The 26918-nt window shown below is 72.3% G+C and carries 23 protein-coding genes; 16 read left to right on the top strand and 7 right to left on the bottom strand.

Annotated features, from left to right (window positions below; translation table 11 throughout):
• The first annotated feature begins 199 nt into the window (after positions 1–199).
• The gene (locus H1A17_RS03750) at positions 200–973 is read left to right on the top strand and encodes a hypothetical protein (RefSeq protein WP_145922239.1); all 774 of its coding nucleotides are present in this window, start codon (positions 200–202) and stop codon (positions 971–973) included.
• A 188-nt stretch (positions 974–1161) separates the two neighbouring features.
• The gene (locus H1A17_RS03745) at positions 1162–1308 is read left to right on the top strand and encodes a hypothetical protein (RefSeq protein ID WP_168222586.1); all 147 of its coding nucleotides are present in this window, start codon (positions 1162–1164) and stop codon (positions 1306–1308) included.
• On the opposite strand, the gene H1A17_RS03740 is transcribed toward H1A17_RS03745, so the two are convergent.
• On the bottom strand, positions 1298–1876 hold the full coding sequence (locus tag H1A17_RS03740; protein WP_145922238.1) for a helix-turn-helix transcriptional regulator: 579 nt from the start codon (positions 1874–1876) through the stop codon (positions 1298–1300). The genes H1A17_RS03745 and H1A17_RS03740 overlap by 11 nt on opposite strands.
• A gap of 47 nt (positions 1877–1923) precedes the next feature.
• On the opposite strand from H1A17_RS03740, the gene H1A17_RS03735 reads away from it, so the two are divergent.
• On the top strand, positions 1924–2709 hold the full coding sequence (locus H1A17_RS03735; protein WP_145922237.1) for a trans-aconitate 2-methyltransferase: 786 nt from the start codon (positions 1924–1926) through the stop codon (positions 2707–2709).
• A 95-nt stretch (positions 2710–2804) separates the two neighbouring features.
• Here H1A17_RS03735 and H1A17_RS03730 read toward each other — a convergent pair whose 3' ends face one another.
• On the bottom strand, positions 2805–3119 hold the full coding sequence (locus H1A17_RS03730) for a hypothetical protein (RefSeq protein WP_145922236.1): 315 nt from the start codon (positions 3117–3119) through the stop codon (positions 2805–2807).
• A 622-nt stretch (positions 3120–3741) separates the two neighbouring features.
• On the opposite strand from H1A17_RS03730, the gene H1A17_RS03725 reads away from it, so the two are divergent.
• The 6 genes from H1A17_RS03725 (at position 3742) to trpS (ending at position 10867) form a co-directional block, all read left to right on the top strand.
• Positions 3742–5610, top strand: coding sequence for a RiPP maturation radical SAM C-methyltransferase (locus H1A17_RS03725; protein ID WP_145922235.1), 1869 nt, complete (start codon positions 3742–3744; stop codon positions 5608–5610).
• Positions 5607–6977 carry a DUF5825 family protein gene (locus tag H1A17_RS03720; protein ID WP_194821062.1) on the top strand — a complete coding sequence of 457 codons (1371 nt, stop codon included), beginning with the start codon at positions 5607–5609 and terminating at the stop codon, positions 6975–6977. The genes H1A17_RS03725 and H1A17_RS03720 overlap by 4 nt, the downstream gene beginning before the upstream one ends.
• 48 nt (positions 6978–7025) lie before the next feature.
• Positions 7026–7373, top strand: coding sequence for a MoaD/ThiS family protein (locus tag H1A17_RS03715; protein WP_194821061.1), 348 nt, complete (start codon positions 7026–7028; stop codon positions 7371–7373).
• Positions 7370–8584 carry a cytochrome P450 gene (locus H1A17_RS03710; RefSeq protein ID WP_145922232.1) on the top strand — a complete coding sequence of 405 codons (1215 nt, stop codon included), beginning with the start codon at positions 7370–7372 and terminating at the stop codon, positions 8582–8584. Before H1A17_RS03715 ends, H1A17_RS03710 begins: the two co-directional genes overlap by 4 nt.
• A complete protein-coding gene (locus H1A17_RS03705; protein ID WP_145922231.1) occupies positions 8581–9594 on the top strand; it encodes a 2-dehydropantoate 2-reductase in 1014 nt (337 codons plus the stop codon). The genes H1A17_RS03710 and H1A17_RS03705 overlap by 4 nt, the downstream gene beginning before the upstream one ends.
• A gap of 157 nt (positions 9595–9751) precedes the next feature.
• Entirely contained in the window at positions 9752–10867 is a 1116-nt protein-coding gene (gene trpS / locus H1A17_RS03700) for a tryptophan--tRNA ligase (RefSeq protein WP_145922230.1), read from the top strand.
• 96 nt (positions 10868–10963) lie between these two features.
• Here trpS and H1A17_RS03695 read toward each other — a convergent pair whose 3' ends face one another.
• Positions 10964–11815 carry an SAM-dependent methyltransferase gene (locus tag H1A17_RS03695; RefSeq protein ID WP_228542883.1) on the bottom strand — a complete coding sequence of 284 codons (852 nt, stop codon included), beginning with the start codon at positions 11813–11815 and terminating at the stop codon, positions 10964–10966.
• 533 nt (positions 11816–12348) lie between these two features.
• Here H1A17_RS03695 and H1A17_RS03690 point away from each other — a divergent pair.
• The 5 genes from H1A17_RS03690 to H1A17_RS03670 all read left to right on the top strand — a co-directional run bounded on the left by H1A17_RS03690 (position 12349) and on the right by H1A17_RS03670 (position 18856).
• Complete coding sequence (locus tag H1A17_RS03690; RefSeq protein ID WP_194821060.1) at positions 12349–13413, top strand: SMP-30/gluconolactonase/LRE family protein; 1065 nt, start codon at positions 12349–12351, stop codon at positions 13411–13413.
• Between the two features lie 31 nt (positions 13414–13444).
• Positions 13445–15160, top strand: coding sequence for a PQQ-dependent sugar dehydrogenase (locus H1A17_RS03685; RefSeq protein WP_145922228.1), 1716 nt, complete (start codon positions 13445–13447; stop codon positions 15158–15160).
• Positions 15161–15439: 279 nt separating this feature from the next.
• The gene (locus H1A17_RS03680; protein WP_194821059.1) at positions 15440–16552 is read left to right on the top strand and encodes a ricin-type beta-trefoil lectin domain protein; all 1113 of its coding nucleotides are present in this window, start codon (positions 15440–15442) and stop codon (positions 16550–16552) included.
• A 139-nt stretch (positions 16553–16691) separates the two neighbouring features.
• Complete coding sequence (locus tag H1A17_RS03675) at positions 16692–17951, top strand: cellulose binding domain-containing protein (RefSeq protein WP_309236691.1); 1260 nt, start codon at positions 16692–16694, stop codon at positions 17949–17951.
• Between the two features lie 179 nt (positions 17952–18130).
• On the top strand, positions 18131–18856 hold the full coding sequence (locus H1A17_RS03670) for a response regulator transcription factor (RefSeq protein WP_145923092.1): 726 nt from the start codon (positions 18131–18133) through the stop codon (positions 18854–18856).
• Here H1A17_RS03670 and H1A17_RS03665 read toward each other — a convergent pair.
• From H1A17_RS03665 to H1A17_RS03650, 4 genes are all read right to left on the bottom strand, one after another.
• The gene (locus H1A17_RS03665) at positions 18775–19650 is read right to left on the bottom strand and encodes a polyphosphate polymerase domain-containing protein (protein ID WP_145922226.1); all 876 of its coding nucleotides are present in this window, start codon (positions 19648–19650) and stop codon (positions 18775–18777) included. The two genes, H1A17_RS03670 and H1A17_RS03665, sit on opposite strands and share 82 nt — an antisense overlap.
• Positions 19647–20240 (bottom strand): DUF4956 domain-containing protein, encoded by a 594-nt coding sequence (locus tag H1A17_RS03660; RefSeq protein WP_145922225.1) that lies wholly within the window; start codon positions 20238–20240, stop codon positions 19647–19649. Before H1A17_RS03660 ends, H1A17_RS03665 begins: the two co-directional genes overlap by 4 nt.
• A gap of 160 nt (positions 20241–20400) precedes the next feature.
• Positions 20401–21795 carry a carbohydrate-binding domain-containing protein gene (locus tag H1A17_RS03655; RefSeq protein ID WP_194821058.1) on the bottom strand — a complete coding sequence of 465 codons (1395 nt, stop codon included), beginning with the start codon at positions 21793–21795 and terminating at the stop codon, positions 20401–20403.
• A 276-nt stretch (positions 21796–22071) separates the two neighbouring features.
• Positions 22072–23052: an NAD(P)-dependent alcohol dehydrogenase gene (locus H1A17_RS03650; RefSeq protein ID WP_194821057.1), complete on the bottom strand. Its 981-nt coding sequence runs from the start codon at positions 23050–23052 to the stop codon at positions 22072–22074.
• A gap of 113 nt (positions 23053–23165) precedes the next feature.
• Here H1A17_RS03650 and H1A17_RS03645 point away from each other — a divergent pair, with 113 nt between their 5' ends.
• Positions 23166–23873, top strand: a complete 708-nt coding sequence (locus tag H1A17_RS03645) for a TetR/AcrR family transcriptional regulator (protein WP_145922222.1) — start codon at positions 23166–23168, stop codon at positions 23871–23873.
• A 375-nt stretch (positions 23874–24248) separates the two neighbouring features.
• Positions 24249–26864, top strand: coding sequence for a rifamycin-inactivating phosphotransferase (gene rph / locus H1A17_RS03640; RefSeq protein WP_194821056.1), 2616 nt, complete (start codon positions 24249–24251; stop codon positions 26862–26864).
• Positions 26865–26918: the final 54 nt, after the last annotated feature.

The following is a 26918-nucleotide window of genomic DNA, read 5'->3' as shown; positions in this document are numbered from 1 at the left end:
TCACAGCACCGCAGCACGGGGGCAACCGCGCTGGGGAACCGGTGTACGCGGGAGCAGCGCAGCGCCGGCAGCACGCCGCCTCGGCCGGCGCGTGCCGTACGCCGGGCCATCGCCACGACGACGGGCAGTCGACCCGCCGGCCGGCAGTTCCACCCGGCCCCGCCCACCCGGCAGCGATCACCCCCCATGGAGGACGACCATGCGCAGTTCCCTCGCGGTTCTCACCGCGGCCCTGATCCTCGGCGTCACCGCCGGCAGCGTCCCGGCCGGTGTCTCGGACGCCGCCCCGCGCTCGTGCCACCGTGACCTGTTGTTCTGCGAGGACTTCGAGCGGCTGCCGCCCGGGGGGCCCGGCACGCTGAAGTGGGGCGTCGACACCCGCCACGGCACGCTCACCGTCGAGCGCGCCCGGCACGGCAACCAGGTGCTGCACGTCCGGACCGTCGACAACGGCCGGGCCTTCCTGCGCGTCGACGACTTCGCCGCGCCGGGCAACCGCTTCTACGGGCGGATGCGGCTGCGCGTCGACGCCTTCCCCACCGCCCCGGACTGGGCGCACTTCACGCTGGTGGAGGCGACCGGAAGCGGCAGTTCCGAGGTCGTCCGCCCGGTCGGCGGCCAGTACGCGCCCACCGTCCCCGGCACCTTCTGGGGGGTGGGCGCGGACGGGGGCCCGACCGGCGACTGGACCAACTGGCGGGAGTCCGCCCCGGTCACCGAGGACACCTGGCAGTGCTTCGAGTGGAAGCTCGACCCGACGGACAACCGCGTCGCGGTGTGGATCGACGGGGTGGCGAACCCGGAGCTGACCGCCTCCACCACCGACCACGGCGGCAACGACGTCCCGTTCGTCCTGCCGGCGGTCGACACCGTGAAGATCGGCTGGCAGCTCTACCAGGGCGGCACGACGCCTGGTGAGTTCAACCTCTGGATCGACGACATCGCGCTGTCCACCAAGCGGCTCGGCTGCTGACGGCCGGTCGCGGCGACCGTCGACGGCGGATCGGACGGTCGGACCGGCCGGGGGCCGAACGGTCCCCGGCCGGCACCGTCCGATCCGGAGGGTCGGGGGTCCGGTTCCGGGCCGGGAGCGGGTTTCCCGACCGGGGCGGTGGGGGTAGAGACGGCACCGTCCGTCAGCCCACCGTCGAGGAGAGTGTCATGTCGGTACAGGTGTTCCTCTATGTCGTCGCGGTCATCCTGCTCGTGCTGGCCGCGCTGCCCATTCCCAGCCGTGGCGTCTCGCTCGCCCTGCTCGGGGCGGCGTGCGCCCTGTTGGCCTACGCCTGGCCGGTGATCACCGGTTGACCGGCGGCGGGTGGTGGTGCGGGCCCAGGTGACTGCGCTCGCCCTCGTGGTCGAGGATGCAGAGGATCTCGGCCGGGCCGTCGTGCGCGCCGAACGCGTGCGGGACCAGGGTGGAGAACTCGGCGGCCTCGTTGGTGCCGACGAGGATCGTCCGTTCGCCGAGGCGCAGGACGATCGTGCCGGACAGCACGGTGAACCAGTCCCGCCCCGGATGCACCCGCAGGTCGGTCGGGACGTCCCGGGTGATCCGTAGCTTGGCGACCGTCTGGTTGCTGTCCCGGGACAGCAACCAGGTGGTGACGCCCCGGTTCTCGTCGCAGTGCGGGCGGATCACCACGTCGTCGTCGGCGTCGGACTCGACCAGCCGGTCGAGTGTGATGCCGAGCACCCGCGCGATGGTGGCGACCTGGTCGAGGGCGATCCGGCGGTGCCCGGTCTCGATCCGGCTGAGCGTGGAGGGGCTGATCAGGCAGCGTCGGGCCAGCTCCTCCAGCGACCAGCCGCGCGCCAGCCGCAGGCTGCGTACGCGCTGGCGGACCAGGTCCTCCAGATCCCTGTCTTGCCTCATACGCAAGATGCTATGCCGTACGGGCATGGTCCGGCTACCGTCGCCGGATGGCACACGACCACCTGATCGAGCTGCTCGACCTGGACGCCGAGGTCCTGCACGACTACTTCCGCGACGTGATCGGCTGGGTCGGCCGGGAGGCCGTCGGGCAGCCCCACGTCGTCGACCTGGGGGCCGGCAGCGGCACGGCCTCCCTCGCCCTCGCCCGGGAACTGCCCGACGCCACGGTCACCGCGGTCGACCTCTCCCCGGAGATGCTGGCCCACCTGCGTTCCCGGGCCGACGCCGCCGGCCTGGGCGACCGGATCCGGACCGTGCAGGCCGACCTCGACCAGCCCTGGCCCGACCTCGGGCCGACCGGGGTGATCTGGGCCGCCGCGTCGATGCACCACCTGGCCGATCCGGCGACCGCGCTCGCCTCGGCGTTCGACGCGTTGCGGCCGGACGGGCTGCTGGTGGTCGCCGAGGTGGACGCGTTCCCCCGCTTTCTCACCGGCACGCCGGGCGAGCAGGTGGAGCGGCGGGTGCACGACGAGGCGGCGAAGCGCCGGCACGAGGCGGGCCTGCACATGCACGAGAACTGGGGGGAGCGGATGACGCAGGCCGGATTCCGCTCGGTGACCGAGCGGCGTTTCGACATCGACCTGCGGCCCCCGTTGCCCGCCGCCGCCGCCCGCTACGCGCAGGTTTCGCTGGGCCGGATGCGGCACGGGCTGGCCGACCGGCTCTCCCCGCCCGACCTCGCCGCCCTCGACGGGGCCGTGGCGGGGCTGCCGGGCCGGGACGACCTCAGTGTCCGTACCGAGCGGACGGTCTGGCTGGCCCGCCGCTGACCACCGGCCGCGTGCCGCCGGGCCCGCGCCGGGCCGGCAGTGGACCGGCGCGGGCCCGCTGCCGGACCGGCGCGGGCCTGTAGCGGCCGGGCGGGTCAGGCGCAGCCGCGGTACTGCAACGCGGCGTCCTTCATGTACGCCCAGAGCGGCAGGCCGTTCCAGTAGTCGTAGGTAAGCGTCCAGCCGTTGGCGGTGTTGCCGGTCGGGCCGGTGACGACCTGCCCGTAGCGGCGGGTGCCGTACAGGGTCGACTCGTTGGGCGCGGTGTACATGCCCGCGTAGTCCCAGACCACGGTGAAGCTGCTCGTCGTGCAGGCCGCCTGTGCCGCCCCGGCCGGGGCCAGGGCCGTCAGGGTCGTCGCCGCCACGCAGGCCGCGAGCGTACGCAGCAGATGTCGCCGAACGGTCATCGTGTCCTCCGCCGGATCGTCGGGGATGGATCTGTCACTGGGAGGCTAGACCATCGGGCCGGAGTCGGGGAGTCGATCACGGACGTCCTCCCGCACGAACGGGTCGCGCTGTCCCCGCCGCGATCGCCCCGCTCTGGCGATCAATTGTGCCGAGGGCGGTTGACTATTCAACATCTGCGGTGGCAGAAATTGTCGCAGCGTGCGGAACTTTTGCATTCTCCATTATCGAGAATGTCGGGGCCGAGAATCCCACGAATCCTTGCTGGATGACAACTGCGCTTGACCGTAATGAATTCCGGAGTTAACGTGTGTTAAGGCTGGAGGTCGTACGACAGGCCTGACGTCATGCAGGTCCGGAAGTGCGACCGGTCCGGTGATGTGCGTCGGCCACCCCGCCCGGGACGGCGCGGAAAGCCGGGCGGCAGCCACCGGAAAATGATCTGAACGCCTCCCCGTGGCTCCCTCGCGGCCCGGGCCGGCGCACTGCGGCAGAGCACCGCCATCTGGTCGGTGAACCACCGCGGAAAAGATCGGGAAGCGGTCCCCGAATTGCGGTGCCGCGCGCCCCGCGAAAACGACCGCACATTTATCGACCGCGACGGAAGAAGCTGGGTGGAATACCGTGAAGCTCCTGATGGTCGCCATGCCCTGGCAGGGTCTCGACACCCCGTCCAGCGCACTGGGAATCCTGGGGCAGTGTGTCCGGAGGCACGCCGCCGACTGGGAGATCGACGAACTGTACGCCAACCTCCGGTGGGCCGAGCACCTGCTCGTCGAGAGCGGCGGCACCCTCACCCCGACCGACTACGGCAACGTGGCGGACCAGGTGTTCCACGGCGTCGGCGACTGGGTCTTCACCCCGGCGCTGTACGACGTCGACAGCTACCGGGTCGCCGAGTTCGCCGAGTTCCTCCGGCAGCGCGGCGTGGACGCGGACGCCCCCGTCGCGATGCAGCGGCACGCCCGTGGGTTCGTCCGACGGCTCGCCGAACAGATCGCCGCCGACCCGCCTGACCTGGTCGGCTTCACCAGCACCTTCATGCAGAACGTGCCCTCCCTGGCGTTGGCGCGGGAGCTGAAGCGACTCGTGCCGGGCATCCGCACGGCGATGGGCGGCAGCAACTGCGACGGGCTCCAGGGCCCGGCCCTGCACCGCAACTTCCCCCAACTCGACTTCGTGCTCAGCGGCGAGGGCGAACGCTCCCTGCCCATGCTGCTCGACCGGGTCGCCTCGGGTGCCGACCTCGCGGACGTTCCGGGGCTCAGCTGGCGGCACGAGGGGCGGACGGTGGTGAATCCGCCGGCCCGAGGGGCGCTGCCGTTCGCGATGGTGCCCGCGCCCAACTACGACAGCTACTTCCGGGCCCTGGCGGAGACGTCGTTCGCGCCCCAGGTCCGGCCGATGGTGGTCCTGGAGACCTCGCGGGGCTGCTGGTGGGGAGAGGTCCACCAGTGCACGTTCTGCGGGCTGAACGGCTCGAACATCGACTTCCGCAGCAAGGCCCCCGACCGCATCGCCGACGAGGTGGTGGAACTGGCGCAGCGGTACCGGGTCCTGGACCTCGTCATGGTCGACAACATCCTGGACATGAAGTACCTGAACACGGCCATCCCGGCGATGGCCGCCCTCGACTGCGACCTGCGGGTGCACTACGAGATCAAGTCCAACATGACCCGGGACCAGTTGCGCAGCCTGAAACAGGCGAACGTCACCTACGTGCAGCCCGGCATCGAGAGCCTGAGCAGCCACGTGCTGCGCCTGATGGACAAGGGCGTCAGCGCCGCGCACAACGTCCGGATGCTGCGCGACGGCCACGACCTCGGCCTCAACGTCACCTGGAACATCCTCTACGGCTTCCCCGGCGAGACCGAGGACGACTACCGCCGGCTGCTGGGCACGTTCGCCACGCTGGAACACCTGCAACCGCCGACCGGGGCCTGGCGGATCGCGCTGGAACGCTTCAGCCCCTATTTCGAGGACCCGACCCAGGGGTTCATGTACCGCCGGCCGGCCGAGATCTACGACTTCATCTACCAGGTCCCGCGCGACGAGCTGTACGACCTGGTCTACCTCTTCGACACCCGCGACCAGGGCATCGTCGGCCCGATCGAGGACGAGCTGAAGCAGGGCGTCGAACGCTGGGCGCAGGCGTACCGGGGTGGCGACCTGTCCTACTGGGTCGACGACCGGGGCCGGGTGACCATCGAGGACCGCCGGGCCAGCTGGCCCACGGAGACGATCGAGCTGGACGACGTCCACAGCAACGTCTACCTCGGCATGTTCCAGGTCGCCGGCCGGGCGGGCATCGCCCGTCGGCTCGCCGACGGTGGGCACGCCGTCACCGCCGACGCGCTCGACCGGATGCTCCGCTGGTTCGTCGACCGTGGCCTGGCCTTCGAGGACGAGGAACGGTACGTCGCCGTCGCGCTCGACGTCGACCCGTACCGCCGGAAGCTGATCGACGGCAGGGAGGTGGTGGCGTCCCGATGAGCACGTCACTGACGATCGACGACCTGCGGGCCCCCGGCGGGCCCGCCCCGGCGGCCGGCCGGCCGGCCACCCTCACCCTCGACCCGGCGGAACTGCCCACCAGCGGGGAGTTCGCGGAGCTGCTGACCCGGGTCCCCGTCGGCGGGGTACGGCTGGCCGAACCCGTCGACCTGTCCACGCTGCCCGACCGGACCGCCACCCGGATCGTCGCGTTGCTGCGCGAGTGTTCCTCGATCGGCGTACCGGTCACCTGGTCGCTGGTCCTGGACGCGCAGCGGCGGCACCTCGTGCGGCACCTCGACCACCTGCCCACCCCCGTGCGGGCGACGGTGCGCGGCAGCGGGACCACGGTGGTCGACGGCTGGCGCTCCACCCGGACGTTCGGCCTGCTCCACTTCCGTCGGGGCCCGGGGTTCCTGGCCGTCGTCGACCAGCGTCACCGGCCCGTGCGCCGGCTGGTCCTGGACGACCCCACCTGCGTCGACGTGTTCCTCCGGGCGCTGCCGGGGTGCCCGTGGGCCGAGCTGACCGCCGGGCCGGCCGAGGCCGCCGCCGCCGGCCGGCTGGTGGACGACGGGCTGCTGCTGCGCCTCGGCGACCACTGCGTGACGCTGCCGGTGCACATGCGTTCGTGGCCGCTGGGCGCGGCCCTGCTGGGCGGCACCCTGGCCTCGGCCGGCAAGAAGCGCGACGAGACCCCCGACCCGGCCGACGCGGACCCCGCCCCGGCGGGGCCGGGCGACCTGCCCCGGGTGGTCCGGTTCGCCCCCGCCGCCGCCCGCCGTTTCGTCGCCGACGCCGTACGGGAGTACCGGAGGTGTCTGGACAGCCGGGACGCCGACGGCGTGCCCCACCACCCGCCCCGCGCGTCGGCGCTGCTGTTCGGGCAGGTGGACGACACCGGGATCAGCATCACCGACATCGAGTTCGTGCCGAACGTCCGGGGGCGCGACGAGAGCGTCATCGCCGAGTTCGAGGAGCGGATCGCCCCCCGCTTCGGCGAGGTCTACCGGGACACCGAACGCGGGTTCTGGTGCGCCGACGAGGGGGTGCTGCGGGCCATCAAACAGCACTCCGTGAACGGCCGGGAACTGCTCGGCTCGGTGCACTCCCACCCGAACTGGCACGAGATCGGCCCACCGCACGAACGCCGGCAGCGGCTCAGCGAGCAACCCACCGGCATGGACGAGTACCTGTTCCGCCAGTCGGGCTGGCCGGTGAACGTGATCTGGTACGTCCGGGCGGGCGGTGACCGGCTGATCCACCGGGTGGCGGGGTGGCGGCCCGGACCGCAGGGGTGCGAGCCCCTGGACGTACGCCTGCCGTCGGCGCTGCGTACCGAGATCGAGATCGAGTTTCCAGCCTGACCGCCGCGCCGGTGACGTCAGGAATTCTGTCCAGGAGGGAACCCAGTCATGCCCGAACCTGCCCACGGCACCGGCGTACCGTCGCCGGCGCCCGTCGTGACCGTCAAGGTCCCGGCGGCCTTCCACGCGCTGACCGGGGGTCGGCGGCTGTTCTCCGTCGAGGGCGACAGCATCCACGAGGTGCTCGTCCGGCTCGACCGCGCCGCCCCGGGACTGCTCGACAAGATCGTGGACGGGGACCAGCGGGTCAAGCGCTACGTCAACGTCTACCTCAACGACGACGACATCAGGGGTCTCGACGGTCTGGAGACGAAGGTCGGCCGGGACGACCTGGTCTGGATCATCCCGGCGGTGGCCGGCGGCAGCGGCGAGCCGGGAGGTCGGGGGTCACGATGACGGAGGTGCTGCCCACGACGTACTTCACCGATCCGGGGGACTCGCCCCACGCGGCGACGACGGAACTGCGCTCCCGGTGCCCGGTGCACCGGATGGACGTCCCGCCCGGTGCCGAGGCGTACGCCGTCCTCGCGAACCGGGTCGTCGAGGAGGCGTTCGGCGACCCGCGCCTGTCCAAGCAGATCGAGAACCTGCCCGCCCACTACCGGGACAAGGCGGCGACCAACAGCCTGCTGGTCGTCGGCAACCTGGGCTTCGCCGACCCGCCGAAGCACACCCGGCTCAAGAAGCCGATCAGCCGCGCGTTCCTGCCCGCCGTGGTCGCCCGGCTCCGGCCGCGCGTCCAGGCCGTCGTCGACGACCTCATCGACGCGTTCCCCGACGGCGGCGAGATCGATCTGGTGACCGCGTTCGCGCTGCCGCTGCCGCTCATCGTCATCTGCGAGTACCTGGGTATCCCGGTGCAGGACCGGCCGCTGTTCCAGCGGTGGAGCTACGTGCTCAGCCAGGACCCGTTGCAGCACGCGGAGACCGAGCTGAAGGCGGCGAGCGACGAGTTCGCCGACTACTTCACCGCCCTGGTGGCGCAGCGCCGGGCGAACCTCGGCACCGACCTGCTGAGTGAACTCGTCCGGGCCCGGGACGACGACGCGCTCACCGACCGGGAGCTGTTGTCGACGATCCTGCTGCTGATCATCGCCGGGCACAAGACGGTCGCGAACATGGTCGGCAACGGCACGCTGCTGCTGTTGCGGCACCCCGACCAACTCGCGATGCTGCGCGCCGACCCGGGCGGAATCCCCGGGGCGATCGAGGAGATCCTGCGCTACGAGGGGTCGGCGGCCTGGGCCTCGCTGCGGGTCGCCACCCGGGACATGTGCCTGGGCGGGGTGGACATCCCCCGGGGCAGCTTCGTGCACCTCTCGCTCTCCGCCGCCGGTCACGATCCCGAGGTGTACGACGACCCGGAACGGTTCGACGTCACCCGTTCGCCGAACCGGCACCTGTCCTTCGGTCACGGCACGCACTTCTGCATCGGGGCCCCGCTGGCCCGGCTCCAGGGCGAGATCGCGTTCTCCACCCTGCTGCGCCGCCTGCCGGACCTCGCCCTCGCGGTGCCCGCCGAAAAGGTCGTCTGGCTGGCGGACAGCTCGCTGAGCCGGGGCCTGGAGGCGCTTCCCCTGCGCGTCGGAAGGCGGCTGCCCCGATGACGGCCCGACCGCAGGTGGATGCCGGGGCGGGCCGTACCGACGCCGGGCCGACGGGCGGGGACGGCACGCCGGCCGGCGCGGGCATCGCCGTGGTCGGGGCCGGCGGCGTGGGCGGGCACCTCGGTGGCCGCCTCGCCGCCGCCGGGCACGACGTCCGGTTCCTCGCCCGGGGTACGACCCTCGCCACGCTGCGCCGCACGGGGCTGCGGGTCACCGGTGCCGCGGGGGACTGGGTGGCCCCGGCGCTGCGGGCGTCGGACGACCCGCACGACCTCGGCCCCGTCGACTACGTGCTGCTCTGCGTCAAGACCCCGCAGCTGCCCTCCGCCCTGGACGCGCTGGCCCCGCTCGTCGGTACGGACACCGCGGTGGTCACCGTGCAGAACGGGGTCGAGGCGCCGGAGCAGGTGGCGGCCCGGATCGGCCGTGCCCGGGTGCTGCCCGGCCTGGCCCGGGTGGTCGCCACCCCCGTCGCGCCGGGCGAGGTGCGCTACCACGGTCCGCCGGGGGCGCTGGGCTTCGCGGAGTGGGACGGCGGCGCGTCCGACCGGGTGACCCGACTGCGCGCGCTGCTGCGCGGGGCAGGGGTGGACGTGCTGGAACCGGGCGACATCTGGGCCGCGCTGTGGGCGAAGTTCCTGTTGGTGGTGCCGGTCGGCAGCCTCGGCGCGGCCACCGGCGGGGCGACGGTCGGTGAACTCCGTTCCCGCCCCGGCACCCGCCGGATGCTGGTCACGGGCATGCGCGAGATATACGAGACCGGAATTGCGCTCGGAATCGCGTTGCCGCCGGACGCGCTGGATACGGCGGTGGCGCTGATGGACCGGCAACCGGCGGACAGCACCACCTCCCTGCAAAGGGACATCCTCGCCGGGAGACTGTCGGAGTTCGATGCCTGGACGGGTGCCGTCGTCCGACTGGCCGGGCGGGCCGGGCATCCGGTGCCGCTGCACGGGATGCTGCACGAACTGCTCGCCACGCGCATATCCCGGACCGTCGGCGACGGGTGAGGACCGTCGTCCGCCCCGTGCGGGGTAACGGCCGAGGTCAGTTCGCCCGGTGTGCTCCGACGCCCGGGTCCGCCGTTTCGGATCGGGCTCCCTTTGCCGTTCCCCGAAGCGCGGACCGTGCAATCATGGCGTCGAGACCGACCCTTCAGGAGATCCTGTGAATACCGCCGTACCCCAGACCGAAGACGCCGGTGCCGCCGCCTCAGCCGGGCCGACCGATGCGCTCGGGACGTCCGCCGCGCAGGCCCGCAGCGCCGTGCTGGAGGAGCTGATCCGCAAGGACCCGGGGCAGTTCCGGGTGCTCACCGGTGACCGTCCCACGGGCCGCCTGCACCTCGGTCACTTCTTCGGCACACTGCACAACCGGGTCCGGCTCCAGGAACTCGGGGTGGAGCTGTTCGTGGTCATCGCTGACTACCAGGTCCTCACCGACCGCGACGTGGCGGACAATCTGCTCCAGCACGTCGAGGAACTGGTCCTGGACTACCTGGCCATCGGGGTGGACCCGGCCCGCAGCACGATCTTCACGCACGGTGCGGTCCCGGCACTCAACCAGTTGATGCTGCCGTTTCTCAGCCTCGTCTCGGTGTCGGAACTCAACCGCAATCCCACCGTCAAGGACGAGATTTCGCACTCGCGGCAGTCCGCCGTCAGCGGGTTGATGTTCACCTATCCCGTCCACCAGGCCGCCGACATCCTGTTCTGCAAGGCGAATCTGGTTCCGGTCGGCCAGGACCAGCTTCCGCACCTCGAACTCACCCGGACTATCGCCCGTCGTTTCAACGACCGGTACGGTGCCGGTTCGGCGGTGTTCCCCCAGCCCGACGCGTTGTTGTCGAGCGCCCCGCTGCTGCTCGGCACGGACGGCACCAAGATGAGCAAGAGCCGGAACAACGCCATCACGCTCGCCGCCACCGTCGACGAGACCGCCCGGCTGGTCAAGGGGGCGAAGACGGACTCGGAGCGGCACATCAGCTACGACCCGGCCACCCGCCCGGAGGTGTCGTCGCTGCTGCTGCTGGCGGCCCTGTGCCAGGGGCGCAGCCCGGAGCAGGTGGCCGCCGACATCGGGTCGGCGGGGGCCGCGGCGCTCAAGAAGGTCGTCACCGAGTCGGTCAACGAGTACCTGGCCCCGATCCGGGCCCGCCGGGCCGAGTACGGGCAGGACCGGGCCCACCTGCGGGCCATCCTGGGCGAGGGCAACGAGCGGGCGCGGGCGGTCGCCGACGCCACCCTGGCCGAGGTCCGGGCGGCGATGAACACCTGCTACTGACGCCGGCCGTGCCGGTGGCGCGCCCGGGGAGCCTGCCGCCGGCCGGGCCGGCCCCCGGGTGGGGACCGGTCAGGTCGCCGACGGCAGCGCCCGTGCTCAGGCCTTGCGGGCCACCCCGCCGACGATGGTGTGGTAGGTGGCGGTCTGCCTGGTGTCCTCCTCGCCGTCCGGGTGCCACTCGGCCAGCGGGACCAGCCCGGGCGGGACCAGCTCCAGGTCGCCGAAGAAGCCGAGGATCTCGTCCCGGGTGCGCCACCGGCCGGTGCCGAGCGTCTCGTTGAAGACCTTCTCCACCGCCCGCGCCTTCGCCGAGACCTCCGGCTGGGCCGCACCCGGGTCGTAGAAGTGCGAGATGGCCAGGTAGCTGCCGGAGGGGAGGGCGTCGATCAGCCGGCGGGCCACCCCGGCGGGATCGTCGTCGTCGTGCAGGTGGTGCAGGATCGCCAGGAGCAGCAGCCCGACCGGCTGGTCGAAGTCGATCAGCTTGCGTTCGCGCAGCTCCGCCAGCAGCTCGTCCGGCTGCCGGACGTCGGCGCCGACCACGGTGGTGGTCCGGGCGTCCGCGAGCAGGGCCCGCCCGTGGGCGAGGGCCATCGGGTCGTTGTCCACGTAGACCACCCGGGCGTCCGGGTCGACCTGGTGGGCGATCTCGTGCACGTTGCCCCGGGTGGGTAGGCCGGAGCCGAGGTCGAGGAACTGGCGGATGCCGGCTTCGGCGGCCAGGTAGCGGACCGACCGGCGCAGGAAGGCCCGGCAGGCCCGCCCGGCCTCCGGACCGTCCGGGGTGACCTGCATCGCCATCTGGGCGGCGTGCCGGTCGACCGCGAAGTTGTCCTTGCCGCCGAGGTAGTAGTCGTACACCCGGGCGATGCTGGGCCGGGTGGTGTCGACGCCCGGCGGCGCCGCCTTGTCGCTCGTCAACGCTTCGATCCCTCCGAACAGGGCCATGGTCGGTGAATACTGGCGGGGAGACCACGACACCCATGGCTGCCGAACCGGTGCCGGCCACGACGTGGCCGGATCTGCCCTGAGGGTAGATGAGCGCGCTCCCAACGTCGATTCCGCCTCTGTCGGTAATGCGGCAGGTGGGTGCGAATCGGGACCGTCGGTGCGTTCCGTGGCCCGTTCGGGCTCCACAGTCGACCTGTCCATGATGGGCGGCGGCGGAACGTCGTGCCGGCGGCGGCGACGGGTCATCCCGGACCGGCCGGACGGACCCGGGGTCATCCATCGACCAGCCCCGATCAGCATGTGGACTCCGTCGGCGGTCGGCGTCCGGGTGGTGTCCGGTAATCCGACTACATTGACCAGCATCTTAGTGAGAAATCCGGATCATTGCCGGGATCGGCGGATCGTCACCCATGCGGTGCGGTGGTTCCTAATTTATGCTGCCCCATGATGCATCGATACCGGTAGATCAGTTCCGGTGCCACCCCGCGACCGCCGACGACGGCGGGTCCGTTCGCCGATCGGAGTTCCCGATGGTCCTGCACCCGGCCGCCACCGCGCTGGCCAGCCTCCTGCTCGCCCTGCCCGCCGCCGTCCCGGCGGGCCCCGACACCGCGCCCGCGCCGTCCCTGCGGGCCGCACCGTCGGCCGGGCAGCCCGCCACCCTGGCCGGCCCGCCCGGTGCGCCACCCGGCGTCTGCCCGTCCGGCACCGGCTACGGCCCGCCGTTGCCGTCGACCTCGGTCACGGCCACGAAGATCCGTGGCGGCTTCGCGTTCCTGGAGGGGCCCGTCTGGATCGCCGACCGGGGCTACCTGCTCTTCTCCGACATGGCCGCGCCGACCGGGTCGGAGAACGTCCAACCGTCGACGATCCGGCGGTTCACCCCGCCGGCCACCTTCGACACGTTCCTCGGCAACGCCGGCAGCAACGGGCTCGCGCTCACCCCCGACGGTCAGCAACTCGTCGCCGCCACGCACGACCAGCGCAGCGTCTCGACGTACCGGCTCGACACCCTGGCCCGGGGGGTCGTCGCCGGCAACTACCAGGGCCGGGCGTTCAACTCGCCGAACGACGTGGCGGTCCGCTCCGACGGCGTCGTCTACTTCACCGACCCCAACTTCCAGCGGGGCAACCGCCCCGACCAGATGAGCGGGCGGACCAGCGTCTTCCGTGTGTCCAACGGCCAGGTCTCGCTGGTCGACGACACGCTGCGCCAGCCCAACGGCATCGCGCTCTCCCCGGACGGCGGCACCCTCTACGTCGGTGCCTACGGCGAGAACAAGATCTACAAGTACGTCGTCCAGCCCGACGGCAGCACCGGCGCCCGCAGCGTGTTCGTCAACTACGTCGGCGGCCCGGACGGCGGCACGATCGACTGCGCCGGCAACGTGTACTGGGCTTCGGGCGGTGACGGGCTCGTGCACGTCTACTCGCCCACGGGCAGTCAGCTCGGCACGATCCGGTCCGGCTCCAGCGGCACCACCAACGTGGCGTTCGGCGGGTCCGACCGGCGCACCCTCTACGTCACCTCGGGCCGGACGAACGACTCCGGCCTGTACAGCGTGCGGCTCAACGTGCCCGGCTACCCGTACTGACCCACCAGGCTTCCAGAAAGGGACCTATCGCGTGCGAATCAGTCTTCGTCATCCCCGCCGCCTCGCCGGCCTCGCGCTGCTGACCAGCGCCTGTACCGTCCTGGCCGGCGCGCCCGTCACCGCCGGCCCGCCGACCGCGCCGGCCGGGAGGGCGGTCGCCCGGGCCGCCGCCGACACCCGGCCGCCCACCCCGCCGACCAACCTGCGCAGCACCCGGCTGACCTGCCAGTCCGTCACGCTCGCCTGGTCCGCCGCCCGGGACGACGTCGGCGTCGCGTACTACGACGTCTACCACGACGGCCAACTGGTCACCTCGGTCGCCGGCGGCACGCTCACCGCCACCCTCACCGTCGCGCAGGGCGTCACCTGGGGGTGGTACGTCAACGCCCGGGACGCCGCCGGCAACGTGTCGCAGGCCAGTGCCACGCTCACCGTGACGCCGCCGTTCTGCCAGTCGGACACCCAGCGGCCCACCACCCCGACCAACCTCGCCGCCACCGCCAACGGCACCGACGTGACCCTGACCTGGACGGCGTCCACCGACAACGTGGCGGTCACCCGGTACGACGTCCTGCGCGGCGGGGTGACGGTCGGCTCGGTCACCGGCACGGCCGCCAACCCGCCGGCGACCTCGTTCACCGACACCGGGCTGACCGCCGGCACCGAGTACCGGTACACGGTCGTCGCCCGGGACGCGCAGGGCAACGCCTCGACGGCGAGCAGCGCGGTGACCGTGCGCACCGGGTCGGCCTGCACCAGCGCGGTCTGCGGCACGACGGTGGTCACCACCGAACGGGACCTGCCGTGGGGGCTGGTGCAACTGCCCGACGGCACGGTGCTCTACGGCCGGCGCGACCTGTTCGACGTGGTCGCGATGAACCCGGACGGCAGCAACAAGCGCAGCATCGGCACGGTGCCCAACGTGGCCGGCACCAACGGCGAGGGCGGGGTGCTCGGGCTGGCCGTGTCGTCGAGCTTCACCACGGACCGGTGGCTGTACATCTACCACACCACCACGACCGACAACCGGATCGTCCGCATCCGCTACGACGGCACGTTGCAGACGGGCACGGTGCAGGTGCTGGTCACCGGCATCCCGCGCAACAAATACCACAACGGCGGGCGGCTGCGTTTCGGCCCCGACGGGATGCTCTACGCCGCCACCGGCGACGGGCAGAGCCCGGACCGCGCCCAGGACGTCAACGACCTGGGCGGCAAGGTGCTGCGCATCCGCCCCGACGGCACCGTGCCGTCGGACAACCCGTTCGGCAACGCCGTGTGGAGCTACGGGCACCGCAACCCGCAGGGGCTGGCGTTCGACTCCCGGGGCCGGCTCTTCGAGCAGGAGTTCGGTAACAACGTCATGGACGAGACCAACATCATCGTCCGGGGCGGCAACTACGGGTGGCCGGCCTGCGAGGGCACGGTAGGGGCCTGCTCCGACCCGAGCTTCGTCGCCCCCGTACGCACCTATCCGGTGGCCGAGGCGTCGTGCAGCGGCCTGGCCATCGTGCGGGACGTGCTCTACCTCGGCTGCCTGCGGGGCAACCGGATGTACCGGGCGGTGATCAGCGGGAACACCCTCACCGACGTGCAGCAGTTCTTCGTCGGCACGTACAGCCGGCTGCGCACCGTCGAGCCGACCCTCGACGGGAACCTGTGGCTGACCACGAGCACCGGCGGTGACAAGGACAGCATCCCCAACAACAGCAACGAGCGGATCCTCAAGGTGACCCTGGGCCGGTAGCCCGGTTCCCCGGCACCCGCCCCCGGCCCAGCCGGGGGCGGGTGCCGGGTGTGGACCAGGTCGGCGACAAGAATTTACAATGGTCGTTGTTAACGCTCACAAACCGTCCCAGTGCCGAGGGCGTGGTGGTGCCGAAGCGGCGACCGGCGTGACGGTGGGTCCGGGTGGCCGCAGGCCGCCGTACCCGCCGGCCGGCCCGCCCGGACGTGTCGCCAGACCACCATGGCGGCCGACCGGCCACGTTCCCGGCCAGCTCCACCGAACCAGGGGAGAAAGTCCATGCGAACGAGGGCACGATGGCTCGCGGCGCTCGCCGTACTCGGCGTCATGACCGCCGGGGTGGTGACACCGACCGGCCCCGCCCACGCCGAATCCAACGGCGGGGTACGGGTGATGCCGCTCGGCGACTCCATCACCGAGGGCACCCAGGTGCCGGGCGGCTACCGGATCGGGCTCTGGCAGCGCCTGGCCGCCGGCCGGTACACGATCGACTTCACCGGGTCGCAGTTCAACGGGCCGGGCAGCCTCGGTGACCACGACCACGAGGGGCACCCCGGCTGGCGCATCGACCAGATCGACGCCAACATCGTCGGCTGGCTGAACAGCCAACGGCCGCAGACCGTGCTGCTGCACATCGGCACCAACGACATCCTCCAGAACTACAACGTGGGCACCGCGCCGAACCGGCTCTCCACCCTGATCGACCGGATCACCACCACCGTGCCCACCGCCGAGGTGTTCGTCGCGCAGCTCATCCCGCTGTCCAACAGCAACCAGGAGGCCGCCGTCCGGACCTTCAACGCGGCGATCCCCGGCATCGTGTCGAGCAAGGTGAACGCCGGCAAGCGGGTCCACCTGGTCGACATGCACAGCGCACTCACCACCGCCGACCTGATCGACGGTATCCACCCCACCTCCGGCGGGTACGACAAGATGGCCGCCCGCTGGTACAGCGCGTTGCAGTCGGTGCCCGGCAGCATCGGCAACCCGGGCAACAGCGGCGGACAGACCACCACCATCGTGGGCACCCCGTCGGGCCGGTGCGTCGACGTGCCCGGTTCCGCCACCACCAACGGGCTCCAGGTGCAGCTCTGGGACTGCCACGGCGGCACCAACCAGCAGTGGACGTACACCTCCGGCCGGGCGTTGACCGCGCTCGGCAGCAAGTGCCTGGACGCCGCCGGCTACGGCACCACCCCGGGCACCCAGGTCACCACGTACGACTGCCACGGCGGAACGAACCAGCAGTGGAACGTCAACGCCAACGGCACCATCACCGGCGTGCAGTCCGGCCTCTGCCTCGACGCCAACGGCGGGGCCACCGCCAACGGCACGAAGCTCGTCCTGTGGACCTGCAACGGCCAGGCCAACCAGCAGTGGAGCCGGCGGTGACCCGCGCCGACCTGCCCGAGGCAAGGAGAATCCAGAAGTGAGCCTGTCAACAGCGCAAGACCCGGCCCGGGGGGCCGCACACCGGACACGGTCCGTAGGCCGGAGCCGGGCCGTCCGCTGGCTGACCGCCGGGCTCGCGGTGGTTCTCGGGCTGGCGGTGTCGGCCACGCCCCGGGACGCGGCTGCGGCTGACAACCCGTACCAGCGGGGTCCCGATCCGACCCCGGCTAGCGTCGCCGCCACCCGGGGGCCGTTCGCCACCACGCAGGCGACCGTGCCGGCGGGCAACGGCTTCAACGGCGGGTTCGTCTACTACCCGACCGACACCAGCCTGGGCACCTGGGGTGCGGTGGCGATCGTGCCCGGGTACTCGGCCCTGTTCGCCAACGAGGAGGCCTGGATGGGCCCCTGGCTGGCGTCCTTCGGGTTCGTGGTGCTCGGGATCGAGACCAACAGCCGCACCGACGGCGCCGACGCGCGGGCCACCCAGTTGCTCGCGGCGCTGGACTACCTCACCCGGACCAGCCCGGTGCGCACCCGGGTGGACCCGAACCGGCTCAGCGTGATGGGCCACTCCGCGGGTGGGGCCGGCACCCTGCTGGCCGCGCTGCGGCGGCCGTCGCTGAAGACCGCGGTCGGCCTCGCCCCCGGTACGCCGGGCAACAACCTGAACATGTCCACCACCCAGGTCCCGACCCTGCTCCTGTCGGGTCAGAACGACGGCACCGTCACCCCGTCCTACGTGCAGGGCATCTACAACACGCTGCCGGCCGGGGTGGAGCACGCCTGGGCGGAGCTGGCCGGCAACGACCACCTGTCGTTCACCCGGTCGAACCCGACCGAGATGCGGCTGCTGATCCCCTGGCTCAAGATCTTCCTGGACAACGACACCCGCTACACGCAGTTCCTCTGCCCGCTGGCGGACAGCACCGGCGTCTCCCGCTACAGCTCCACCTGCCCCCTGGTGCCCCCGGGCGGCCCGACGACGCCCCCCACCACCACCCCGCCCCCCACCACTCCGCCCCCCACGACCCCACCGCCGACCACCCCACCGCCCACCACCCCACCGCCCACCACCCCACCGCCGACGACCCCGCCCGCCGGCACCGCCTGCACCGCGACGTACCGCACGGTCGGCTCGTGGTCCGGTGGCTTCCAGGGCGAGGTCACGGTGACCGCCGGCAGCACCGCCGTCAACGGCTGGACCGCCCGCTGGCAGCTGGGCGGTGGCCAGAGCATCAGCCAGGTCTGGAACGGCACGCTGAGCACCAGCGGCACGACCGCGACCGTGCGCAACGTCGCCTACAACGGCACGCTCGCCCCCGGCACCTCGACGACCTTCGGCTTCCTCGGCACCGGCACGCCGACCAGCCCGTCGCCGACCTGCACCAGCCCCTGACCGCCACCGCCGCCCACCCGACGCCACGTCGGGTGGGCGGCCCGGCGGCCGGTGACCCCGCCGACGGCACCGCCGCCGGGGAGGCGATCGTCGGCGGCCGGGATTTTGACAGCCGATCCACAGCCGACTGCGAGGCCACTGTCCATCATGTCCCGTACGAACGGTACGTGATCTCTCCGATGCCCCGGGTGCTCGTCGTGGACGACGATCCCGCGCTGCGCGTCCTGCTCTCGGCGACGTTGGGGATGCACGACTTCGAGGTCCGGGTGGCCGCCGGCGGCCGGGAGGCGCTGGTCGTGGCGGCCGACTTCGACCCGCACCTGGTGGTGCTCGACGTGATGCTGCCGGACGTGGACGGCATCCAGGTGGCACGGAGCCTGCGCGCCGGTCCCGGCCCGGGGGTGCCGGTGCTGTTCCTCACCGCCCGCGACGAGGTGGCCGACCGCATCGCCGGGCTGGCCGCCGGGGCCGACGACTACGTCACCAAGCCGTTCAGCCTGGAGGAACTGGTGCTCCGGGTGCGGGCGGTCCTGCGGCGGTGCCGGGCCGACCAGGATGCGCGCGACGGCGGGCTGCTGCGCTTCGCCGACCTGGAACTGGACGAGGACGCGCACGAGGTGCACCGGGGCGGGCACCTGGTGCCGCTGTCGCCCACCGAGTTCAACCTGCTGCGGTTCCTGCTCGTCAACGCGGGCCGGGTGGTCAGCAAGGCGCAGATCCTCGACGGGGTGTGGCACTACCGCTTCGGCGGCGACGGCCGGATCGTCGAGTCGTACGTCCACTGCCTGCGGAGGAAGATCGACCGCTGGGACCCGCCGCTGATTCACACCGTCCGGGGCGTCGGATACGCGTTACGGCTGCCACCGGGGCCTGCGGCGGGGTCCCCTCCGACGCCGACCGGGTGAGGCGTCCCCTGCCCCGCCGCCCCGGGGGACACGGCGTGGAAGTGCCGGCGCAGGGTGCGCCGCCAGCGTCCGGCGGGCAGGGCGGGGTCGAGCGCGGCCAGTCCGGTCGCGTACTTGGAGATGGCCACCGGGCGGTGACCCTGCCGCCAGAGCAGCCGGTCGACGTGGGAGGCGGTGGAGCCGGTCTTGGTCTCGATGATCGCCAGGTCGGGCAGCGCCAGCCGGCGGCCGCGATGGTCCTCCCAGCGCAGCGCGACGTCGATTGTCGCCCGGCTGGCGGTCGCCGGCAGGTAGAGCGTGCTGCGCAGGTAGCTGGTGGTGAGGGTCGGCACGAAGGCCAGGGCGGGGTCGGTGCGCAGCGCCGCGAGCACCCCGTCGACGAACGTCCGGCCGGGGGTGAGGGTGCCGCTGTCGTCGGGGCGGTAGGGCAGCCGCTCCTTGACCGTGCCGCCCCGGGTGCCCTCCGTCTTCACCTCCAGCCAGCACAGGCCGGAGTCGAGGTAGGTCCGCGTCCTGATCTTGAAGCGGCGGCGGCGTCGACGGGCGGTGAGCCGGAAGCTGACCAGGTCGGCGGTGTCGAAGTAGATCGACTCGTAGCGGAAGGCGCGCCTGCCGTCGATCTCCAGCACCTGGTCGGTGTGGTCGAGCCGGGCGAGCAGGTGCGGCAGCTCGGCGAGCGGCAGGAGGTACTTGCGGTCGAACCGGGTCTGTAGCGCGGCGCGCTCGGTCAGGTCCGCGAGCCCGATCGGCGTGAGCTGGGCCAGCGCCCCGGTGGGCGGGTCGGCGGCGGTCACCGTACGGCACCCGCGTCGACCGGCCGCCGCCCGCCGGTGGCGGTGGCCCTCGGCCGCGAGTAGCGGACGTCCACCACCGTGGTGTCGTTGACCAGGTCGACCCGCTCGACGTTGACGTTGTGCACCCGTGCGCCGAGCAGCTGCTCCAGGTGTGCGGTGAGGGCGACCGAGTCGGTGACCGCGCTGTCCAGCACGATGATGTGCCGCCGGTACCGGCGCAGCAGCCGGGGATGGTCCCCGACGAACATCACGGCGAGGATCAGCGCCGTCAGCGCGCCGACCATCCAGACCGAGGTGCCGGAGAGCGGGCCGAGGATGCCGAGCGCGAGCGCCGAGAAGTAGTACGCCACCTCGTGCTGGTCGAGTTCCGTGGAGCGGAGCCGAATGATCGACAGCACTCCGAAGAGTCCCAGCCCGAGCCCGGCGCCGACGGTGCTGCTGCTGAGTGAGCTGGCCACGGCGAAGACGCCGACGTTGACGCCGAGGTAGGCCACCACCAGATCCCGCCGTCGGTGGCGCGGGAAGTACAGCGCGAAGACGAGCAGGACCACGGCGACCAGGTCCATTCCGGCCAGGACCAAGCGCGACATATTTGCTCCTTGGGGTGTCCGCCGGCCGTTGCCGTGTCCGGCGTCCGGCGGTGGGGCATCGGATCTGGCAGTGGTGCGGCGGCGGGGCCGACGGCGGACACCGTCGACCCCGCCGGCGCGGTCCGGGACCGGCCGGTCCCGGACCGCAGGGCCCGGGGGCTCAGAAGCGCCCGTACCGGCCGGCGGTGACGCCGGTCAGCACCCGGGTGGCCCCGGTGATGCTGCCGCCGGTGTAGAGACCGCCGACGTTGGTGCCGGTCACGCTGCCGCCGGTGTAGATGTCGTACCGCTGGCCGTTGGTGATCCGGTTGGACGAGAAGACGACCTCCCGGACGGTGGCCGAGGTCCGGTACGAGCCCAGCACCGTGCTGCCGGACACCACGTGCACGATGGTGTTGGCGGCCAGGTTGGCGTTGAACCGGGGAGCCACCCAGCCCTGGCCGGTGTTCGGCACCGCCTGGAACACGGCCAGCGAGGTCAGCGCCGCGCCCACCACCGTGCCGCCGGTGAAGGCGATCGGGCCGTCGGCGTCGATCGCGCCCTCGCCCCCGCCCCGGGTGCTGGAGCCCCGGGCCACCACGGTGCCCCCGGCGAAGGTGAGCGACCCGTTGGAGTCGAAGCCGTCCGTGCCGCCGGTGGCCACCACCGTGCCGCCGGTGACCTTGATGAACGCGATCGCGGACGGCTCCATGTGACCGAGGCCCTCCTCGGCGGCGTTGACCGCGTCGTCGCTGGCCACGACAGTGATGTTGCCGCCGCTGATGGTGGTCCGGAGCCCTTCCAACGCCTCGTAGGACCGGGTGACGTTGATGGTTCCGCCGGAGATGTTCAGGTCGTTCTCACCCTTGATGGCGTCGTCGGCGACCGAGGCCGTGATCGTGCCGTTGGTGATGGTGAGCACGCCCTTGCCGGCCTCGGTGTCGTTGGACTTGAGCCCGTCGCCGCCGGACGAGGTCACGGCGATCGTGCCGCCGTTGACGGTGAGCGAGTCCTTGCCCCGGATCGCGTCGTCGACCGCGTTGACGGTGATGGTGCCGGACTGGATGACCAGGTCGTCCTTGCTGACGATGCCGTCGGCGTAGTTGGCGCGTACGGTCAGCGCGCCGGTGCCGCCGATGGTCAGGTCGGCGGCGCTGAACAGGGCGGCGTCCGGCTCGCCGGCGTTGGTGTACGTCGCCGCGTCGGTGAGGTTGTTGCTGGTGCCGGCGGCCAGCGTGAGGGTGACCGCGCTGGCGTTCGTCACGTACAGCGGCGAGGAGGTGGCGTTGGTGATCGAGGCGCCGGCGAGGATGAGTTCCACGGTGCCGGTGACGGCGGTGTCGACCCTGACGTAGCCGTTGTTCAGGGTGCCCCTGATCTCGTAGGAGCCGGGCGCGGTGATGGTGACGGCGCTGCCGGCGACGGTGACGTTGCTGCCGGTGACGCTCGCGCTGGAGCCGTTGAGGGTGATGGTGGCGGTCGCGGCGGCGGCGACGGCGGCGACGGCGAGCGGGCCGGCTAGCAGGGTGGCGGTGAGGCCGGCCAGGACGGCGGTACGGCGTGCGGTGGCTGTCATGGGGGTCCTGTTCCTCGGTGCGGGCGGAGGGGTGCGCTGGGCCCGGGCGCGGTGCGGACGCCTCGACGGCCGGCCGTCGGCAAGGTGAACGGCGGGTGAACGAGGCTTGGCATCGACGATGCTAAATGAGATTCGTCGCTCACCGACAGTGCCGGAGCGGGAAATCGAAGCGCTTTCACGATTGCCAGCTGATTGACAGGTGACACTGACGAAACTCTGAGCCGGGCGCACTTGACCGGGGAATCGGGGACCGGGCCGGATCGACCGCGGCGGCGGTCAGAGGGTGACGACCACCTTCGCGCGGGCGTGTTCACCTTCGAGGTAGGCGATGGCGCGGGGCACCTCGGACAACGGATACGTCCGGTCGATGGCCGGGGTGAGCTGGCCGGCCTCGGCGTACGCGCGCAGCGCGTCGAGGTGTTCCCGGCCGGGGGTCGCCGTCAGGACGACGATGCGCTGTCGGACGAAGGGGGCCAGCAGTCGCCCCCGGGCGAGGAGCCGGACCGGCCCGAGCAGGCTGCCGCCCCGGTACACCCCGCCGCCGGAGAGCACCAGCGTCCCGGTCGGGGTCAGGGCCCGCCGCAGCGCGCTGAGGGAACGGTTGCCGACCAGGTCGAACACCACGTCGTGCCGGCCGCCCCGGGTGAAGTCCGCCCGGGTGTAGTCGACGACGTGGTCGCAGCCGAGGGAGCGGACCAGGTCGACGTTGCGGGTGCTGCACACCCCGGTGACCGTCGCGCCGAGCGCCCTGGCGAGCTGGACGGCCAGGGTGCCGACGCCGCCGGAGGCGCCGTTGACCAGCACCCGCTGGCCGGGCGCGACCCGGGCCGCGTCGCGCAGCCCCTGTAGCGCGGTGACCCCGGCCAGCGGCAGGGCCGCCGCCTGCGGCGCGGTCAGGTTCGCCGGCCTCGGCGCGACCAGGGTGGCGGGCACGCACACGTACTCGGCGAACGCGCCGTTGGCGTCGCCGAGGTCGCCGAAGACGGCGTCGCCCGGACGCCGGTCCCGCACGTCGACGCCGACGGCCTCGACCCGGCCGGCGAAGTCACGCCCCCGGATCCGGGCCCGGGGCCGCGCCGGGCCCAGGGCCAGCCGCGCCATCCGTGGGTCGCCCCGCATCACGTGCCAGTCGTACGCGTTGAGCGCGGCGGCCTCGACTCGGACGAGCACCTCGTCGGCGGCGGGCACCGGCACGTCGACGTCGGCGAGGGTCAACGTCTCCGGCGGCCCGTACCGGTCCTGCACGATCGCCTTCATGGCTCCTCCTCAAGAGTGTACGGCGTACACCGCCGTGTCTCCACGGTAGGTGTACGCCGTACACCTGTCAATGCGGTTATGGTTTCCCTCGCCGACCGAGGACGGGAACCGAGATGGCCGAGCAGGCTGAGACGCTGCGCCGGACGCCGCTGAACAGGGACCGCATCCTGCGCGCCGCCGTCACGCTGGCCGACGGGGCCGGGATCGAGTCGCTCAGCATGCGCAACCTCGCCCAGGAGTTGGGCGTCGTGCCGATGGCCCTCTACAAGCACGTGGCCAACAAGGACGAACTGCTCGACGGCATGATCGACGTGGTGGTCGGCGAGATCGAGCCGCTCACCCCGGGCGTCGGCTGGCAACCCGCGATCCGTCGGCGGGTCCTCTCGGCCCGGCGGGTGCTGCGCCGGCACCCCTGGGCGTCGCTGGCCATCGAGTCGCGGAGCATGGCGACGCCGGCCGTCCTCGACTACCTCGACTCGATGATCGGGGCGCTGCGGGCCGGCGGGCTCTCCGCCGACCTCACCCACCACGTCATGCACGCCCTGGGCAGCCGCATCCTGGGCTTCAGCCAGGAACTGTTCGACGCCTCCCGGCAGGCCGGCCGGACCGGACCGACCGCCCCGACGCCCCCCGCGCCCCTGCCGCCGGAGGTCGCGGCCCGGTTCCCGCACGTCGCGGAGATCGCCACCGCCGCCGCGCACGACACCGGCTCCGTCGTCGGGGCGGGCTGCGACGACCAGTTCGAGTTCGAGTTCGCGCTGGACCTGCTGCTGGACGGCATCGAACGGCTGCGCGCGCAGGGCTGGACGTCGGCGCACTGACCGGCTGAGGTCGACACCCCGGTCACCGGCGTGTCGCGTCGCATCGCGCCCCGAGACCGATCGCCCCGGCCCCCGATATCGACAGGCGACCTGGTGGAAACGTTTTCGCCGGGCGCGTTCACCATTTCCGCGCGCGCACCATTTCCTGCTCTCCCAACATATAGCGGACGGGGGGACTTGCCGCAAGACCCGGGTCACCCCGCAGAATCGTCAGCCGTGGTCGCCACCTGCGGAAATGCATCACGACGATGCGCCGGCGGCCTCATCACCAGCGGAAGGCGAAATGATGTCCACGTACCCGACGACATATTCGGGGCCGGTGACCCGCCCTGCCGCCGTCCTGCGGCCGGGCCCGACCGTCCCGGGGTTCTTCCGATGAGCGGGCGGTACGTACGGGGGCTGCGGGAGGTCGACCCGACGCAGCGGAACCTGGTCGGCGGCAAGGGCGCCCACCTCGGTGGGCTGACCCGGCTCGACGGGATCCGGGTGCCGGCGGGCTTCTGCGTGACGACGGACGCCTTCCGGCGGGTCACCGCGCTGGCGCCGGGACTCGACGGGCAACTCGATCGACTGGCCCGGCTGGCCCCCACCGACCGGGCGGCGATCGGCACCCTCAGCGCGCAGCTCCGCCGGACCATCGAGGACGTCACCGTTCCCGACGACGTCGCGACGGAGATCACCCGTGCCCTCGAAGCGCTCGGCGAGCACGGCGGCTACGCCGTCCGGTCCAGCGCGACGGCGGAGGACCTGCCGACCGCCTCCTTCGCGGGGCAGCAGGACAGCTACCTCAACGTGGTCGGCCCGACCGCGGTCCTGCGGCAGATCAGCCGGTGCTGGGGTTCGCTGTTCACCGCACGGGCCGTCACCTACCGCCAGCGCAACGGCATCGACCACCGCAGGGTCGCGATGGCGGTGGTCGTCCAGCGGATGGTCCCCGCCGGGGCGGCGGGCGTCCTGTTCACCGCCGATCCCGTCACCGGCAACCGGCGGGTCTCCTTCGTGGAGGCCGGGTTCGGCCTCGGCGAGGCCCTGATCTCCGGGCTGGTCGACGCGGACGTCTTCCGGGTCCGCGACGACCGCGTCGTCGCCCGGACGATCGCCGCCAAACGCCACGCCGTGCGGACCACGACGACCGGCGGGACGCGGGTGGTGGCGATCGACCCGCAGCGGCAGGACCAGCCGGCGCTGACCGACCCGCAGGTCGTCCGGCTGGTGCGGTTGGGTCGGCGGATCGAGGCGCACTTCGGCCAGCCGCAGGACGTGGAGTGGTGCCTGGTCGACGACGACTTCCAGATCGTCCAGACCCGACCGGTCACCACGCTGTTCCCCGTCCCGGTGGCCGACGACACCGGCAACCACGTCTACGTCTCCGTGGGCCACCAGCAGATGATGACCGACCCGATGAAGCCCCTCGGGTACTCGATGTACCAGCTGATCGCCGCCCGGCCCATGTACGAGGCCGCCGGCCGGTTGTTCGCCGACGTGACGCCCGAGCTGGCGTCGCCGACCGGCCGCGTCGGCCTACTGGCGGCCCTGGGCAGATCCGACCCGCTGATCGGGGACGCGTTGCGGACCGTCGTCGAGCGCGGTGACTTCGTCGCAGAGGTGCCGGACGGGAGGCCCGCCGGGCCGCCGGCCGGGTCGGCGGCCCCGCCCGTCGAGACCGATCCCGCGCTGGTCACCGAGTTGATCGCCCAGATCGACGACGCCAACGCGGCCCTCCGCCGCGAGATCCGGACGAAGTCCGGGCCGGCGCTGCTCGACTTCATCCGGACCGACTTCCCCCGGCTGACCCGGATGATGATCGATCCGAGGAGCATCCCGGTCATCATGGCCGGGATGGAGGCGGTCTGGTGGCTCAACGAGCACCTTCAGGAGTGGCTCGGTGAGCGGAACGCCGCCGACCCGCTCACCCAGGCCGTCCCGCACAACGTCACCTCGGAGATGGGCCTGGCCCTGCTGGACGTCGCCGACGCGATCCGGCCGTACCCGGAGGTCGTGGCCTTCCTGCACCGGGTCGCCGAGGGCGACGACCCGGGCGACGACCTGCTGGTCGGGTTGCGACGGTACGCCGGTGGCCCACAGGCGTGCGCGGCCATCGGGTCCTGGCTCGACCGGTACGGCATGCGGGGAATCGGCGAGATCGACATCACCCGGCCCCGCTGGCGGGAACGTCCCGCCATGCTGGTGCCGCTGATCCTTGGCAACATCAGGAACTTCGCGCCGGGGGCCGGCGGGCGGCACTTCGCGCAGGGCCTGCGGACGGCGCGGGACAAGGAACGGGAGGTGCTGCAACGGCTGCGGGCCCTGCCCGACGGCGGCGCGGACAAGGCCGAACGGACCAAACGGATGATCGACCGGGCCCGGATGTTCGTCGGCTACCGGGAGTACCCGAAGTACGGCATGGTCACCCGCACCTTCGCCTACAAGCAGGCCCTGCTGGGCGAGGCGGACCGGCTGGTGGCGGCCGGTGTGCTGCGCGACCGGGAGGACATCTGGTACCTCACGCTCCCCGAACTCGACGAGGTCGTCCGTACCCACCGGGTCGACGACGGGCTCGTCCGCCGACGGATGGCGGAGCACCTGTCGTACCGGGCGCTCACCCCGCCCCGGGTGCTCACCTCGGAGGGCGAGATCGTCGCCGGGGCGTACCGGCGGGACGACGTGCCGGCCGGCGCGCTGGTCGGCCTGGCGGTCTCCGCCGGGACCGTCGAGGGTCGGGCCCGGGTCGTCCGGGACGTGGCACGGGCCGATCTCGCGCCGGGCGACATCCTCGTCACCATGTACACCGATCCCAGTTGGACGCCGCTGTTCGTCGCCGCCACCGCCCTGGTGACGGAGGTCGGCGGCCTGATGACGCACGGCGCGGTGATCGCCCGGGAGTACGGCCTGCCGGCCGTCGTCGGGGTCGTCGACGCCACCCGGTTGATCCGCGACGGGCAGCGCATCCGCGTGCACGGCACCGACGGGTACGTCGAACTCCTGCCCTGAGCGCCGCGTCCCGGCGGGCGTCGGACGGGGTGGCACCCCGCCCGACGCCCGCCG

This window comes from Micromonospora sp. S-DT3-3-22, from assembly GCF_015354745.1.
GTDB classification, from domain to species: Bacteria; Actinomycetota; Actinomycetes; order Mycobacteriales; family Micromonosporaceae; genus Micromonospora; species Micromonospora wenchangensis.
The sequence above is the reverse complement of the archived record's forward strand: the minus strand, read 5'-3'. Positions and strand labels throughout refer to the sequence as shown.

Excerpts from the sequence above, each read along its gene's own strand:
- H1A17_RS03645 (WP_145922222.1), top strand. The coding sequence starts at position 23,166 with ATGGCCGAGCAGGCTGAGACGCTGCGCCGGACGCCGCTGAACAGGGAC.
- H1A17_RS03660 (WP_145922225.1), bottom strand. The coding sequence starts at position 20,240 with ATGTCGCGCTTGGTCCTGGCCGGAATGGACCTGGTCGCCGTGGTCCTG.
- H1A17_RS03750 (WP_145922239.1), top strand. The coding sequence starts at position 200 with ATGCGCAGTTCCCTCGCGGTTCTCACCGCGGCCCTGATCCTCGGCGTC.
- H1A17_RS03695 (WP_228542883.1), bottom strand. The coding sequence starts at position 11,815 with ATGGCCCTGTTCGGAGGGATCGAAGCGTTGACGAGCGACAAGGCGGCG.
- rph (WP_194821056.1), top strand. The coding sequence starts at position 24,249 with ATGAGCGGGCGGTACGTACGGGGGCTGCGGGAGGTCGACCCGACGCAG.
- H1A17_RS03655 (WP_194821058.1), bottom strand. The coding sequence starts at position 21,795 with ATGACAGCCACCGCACGCCGTACCGCCGTCCTGGCCGGCCTCACCGCC.
- H1A17_RS03740 (WP_145922238.1), bottom strand. The coding sequence starts at position 1,876 with ATGAGGCAAGACAGGGATCTGGAGGACCTGGTCCGCCAGCGCGTACGC.
- H1A17_RS03730 (WP_145922236.1), bottom strand. The coding sequence starts at position 3,119 with ATGACCGTTCGGCGACATCTGCTGCGTACGCTCGCGGCCTGCGTGGCG.
- H1A17_RS03680 (WP_194821059.1), top strand. The coding sequence starts at position 15,440 with ATGCGAACGAGGGCACGATGGCTCGCGGCGCTCGCCGTACTCGGCGTC.
- H1A17_RS03705 (WP_145922231.1), top strand. The coding sequence starts at position 8,581 with ATGACGGCCCGACCGCAGGTGGATGCCGGGGCGGGCCGTACCGACGCC.
- H1A17_RS03720 (WP_194821062.1), top strand. The coding sequence starts at position 5,607 with ATGAGCACGTCACTGACGATCGACGACCTGCGGGCCCCCGGCGGGCCC.
- H1A17_RS03670 (WP_145923092.1), top strand. The coding sequence starts at position 18,131 with ATGCCCCGGGTGCTCGTCGTGGACGACGATCCCGCGCTGCGCGTCCTG.
- H1A17_RS03650 (WP_194821057.1), bottom strand. The coding sequence starts at position 23,052 with ATGAAGGCGATCGTGCAGGACCGGTACGGGCCGCCGGAGACGTTGACC.
- H1A17_RS03690 (WP_194821060.1), top strand. The coding sequence starts at position 12,349 with ATGGTCCTGCACCCGGCCGCCACCGCGCTGGCCAGCCTCCTGCTCGCC.
- H1A17_RS03745 (WP_168222586.1), top strand. The coding sequence starts at position 1,162 with ATGTCGGTACAGGTGTTCCTCTATGTCGTCGCGGTCATCCTGCTCGTG.
- H1A17_RS03710 (WP_145922232.1), top strand. The coding sequence starts at position 7,370 with ATGACGGAGGTGCTGCCCACGACGTACTTCACCGATCCGGGGGACTCG.
- H1A17_RS03735 (WP_145922237.1), top strand. The coding sequence starts at position 1,924 with ATGGCACACGACCACCTGATCGAGCTGCTCGACCTGGACGCCGAGGTC.
- H1A17_RS03715 (WP_194821061.1), top strand. The coding sequence starts at position 7,026 with ATGCCCGAACCTGCCCACGGCACCGGCGTACCGTCGCCGGCGCCCGTC.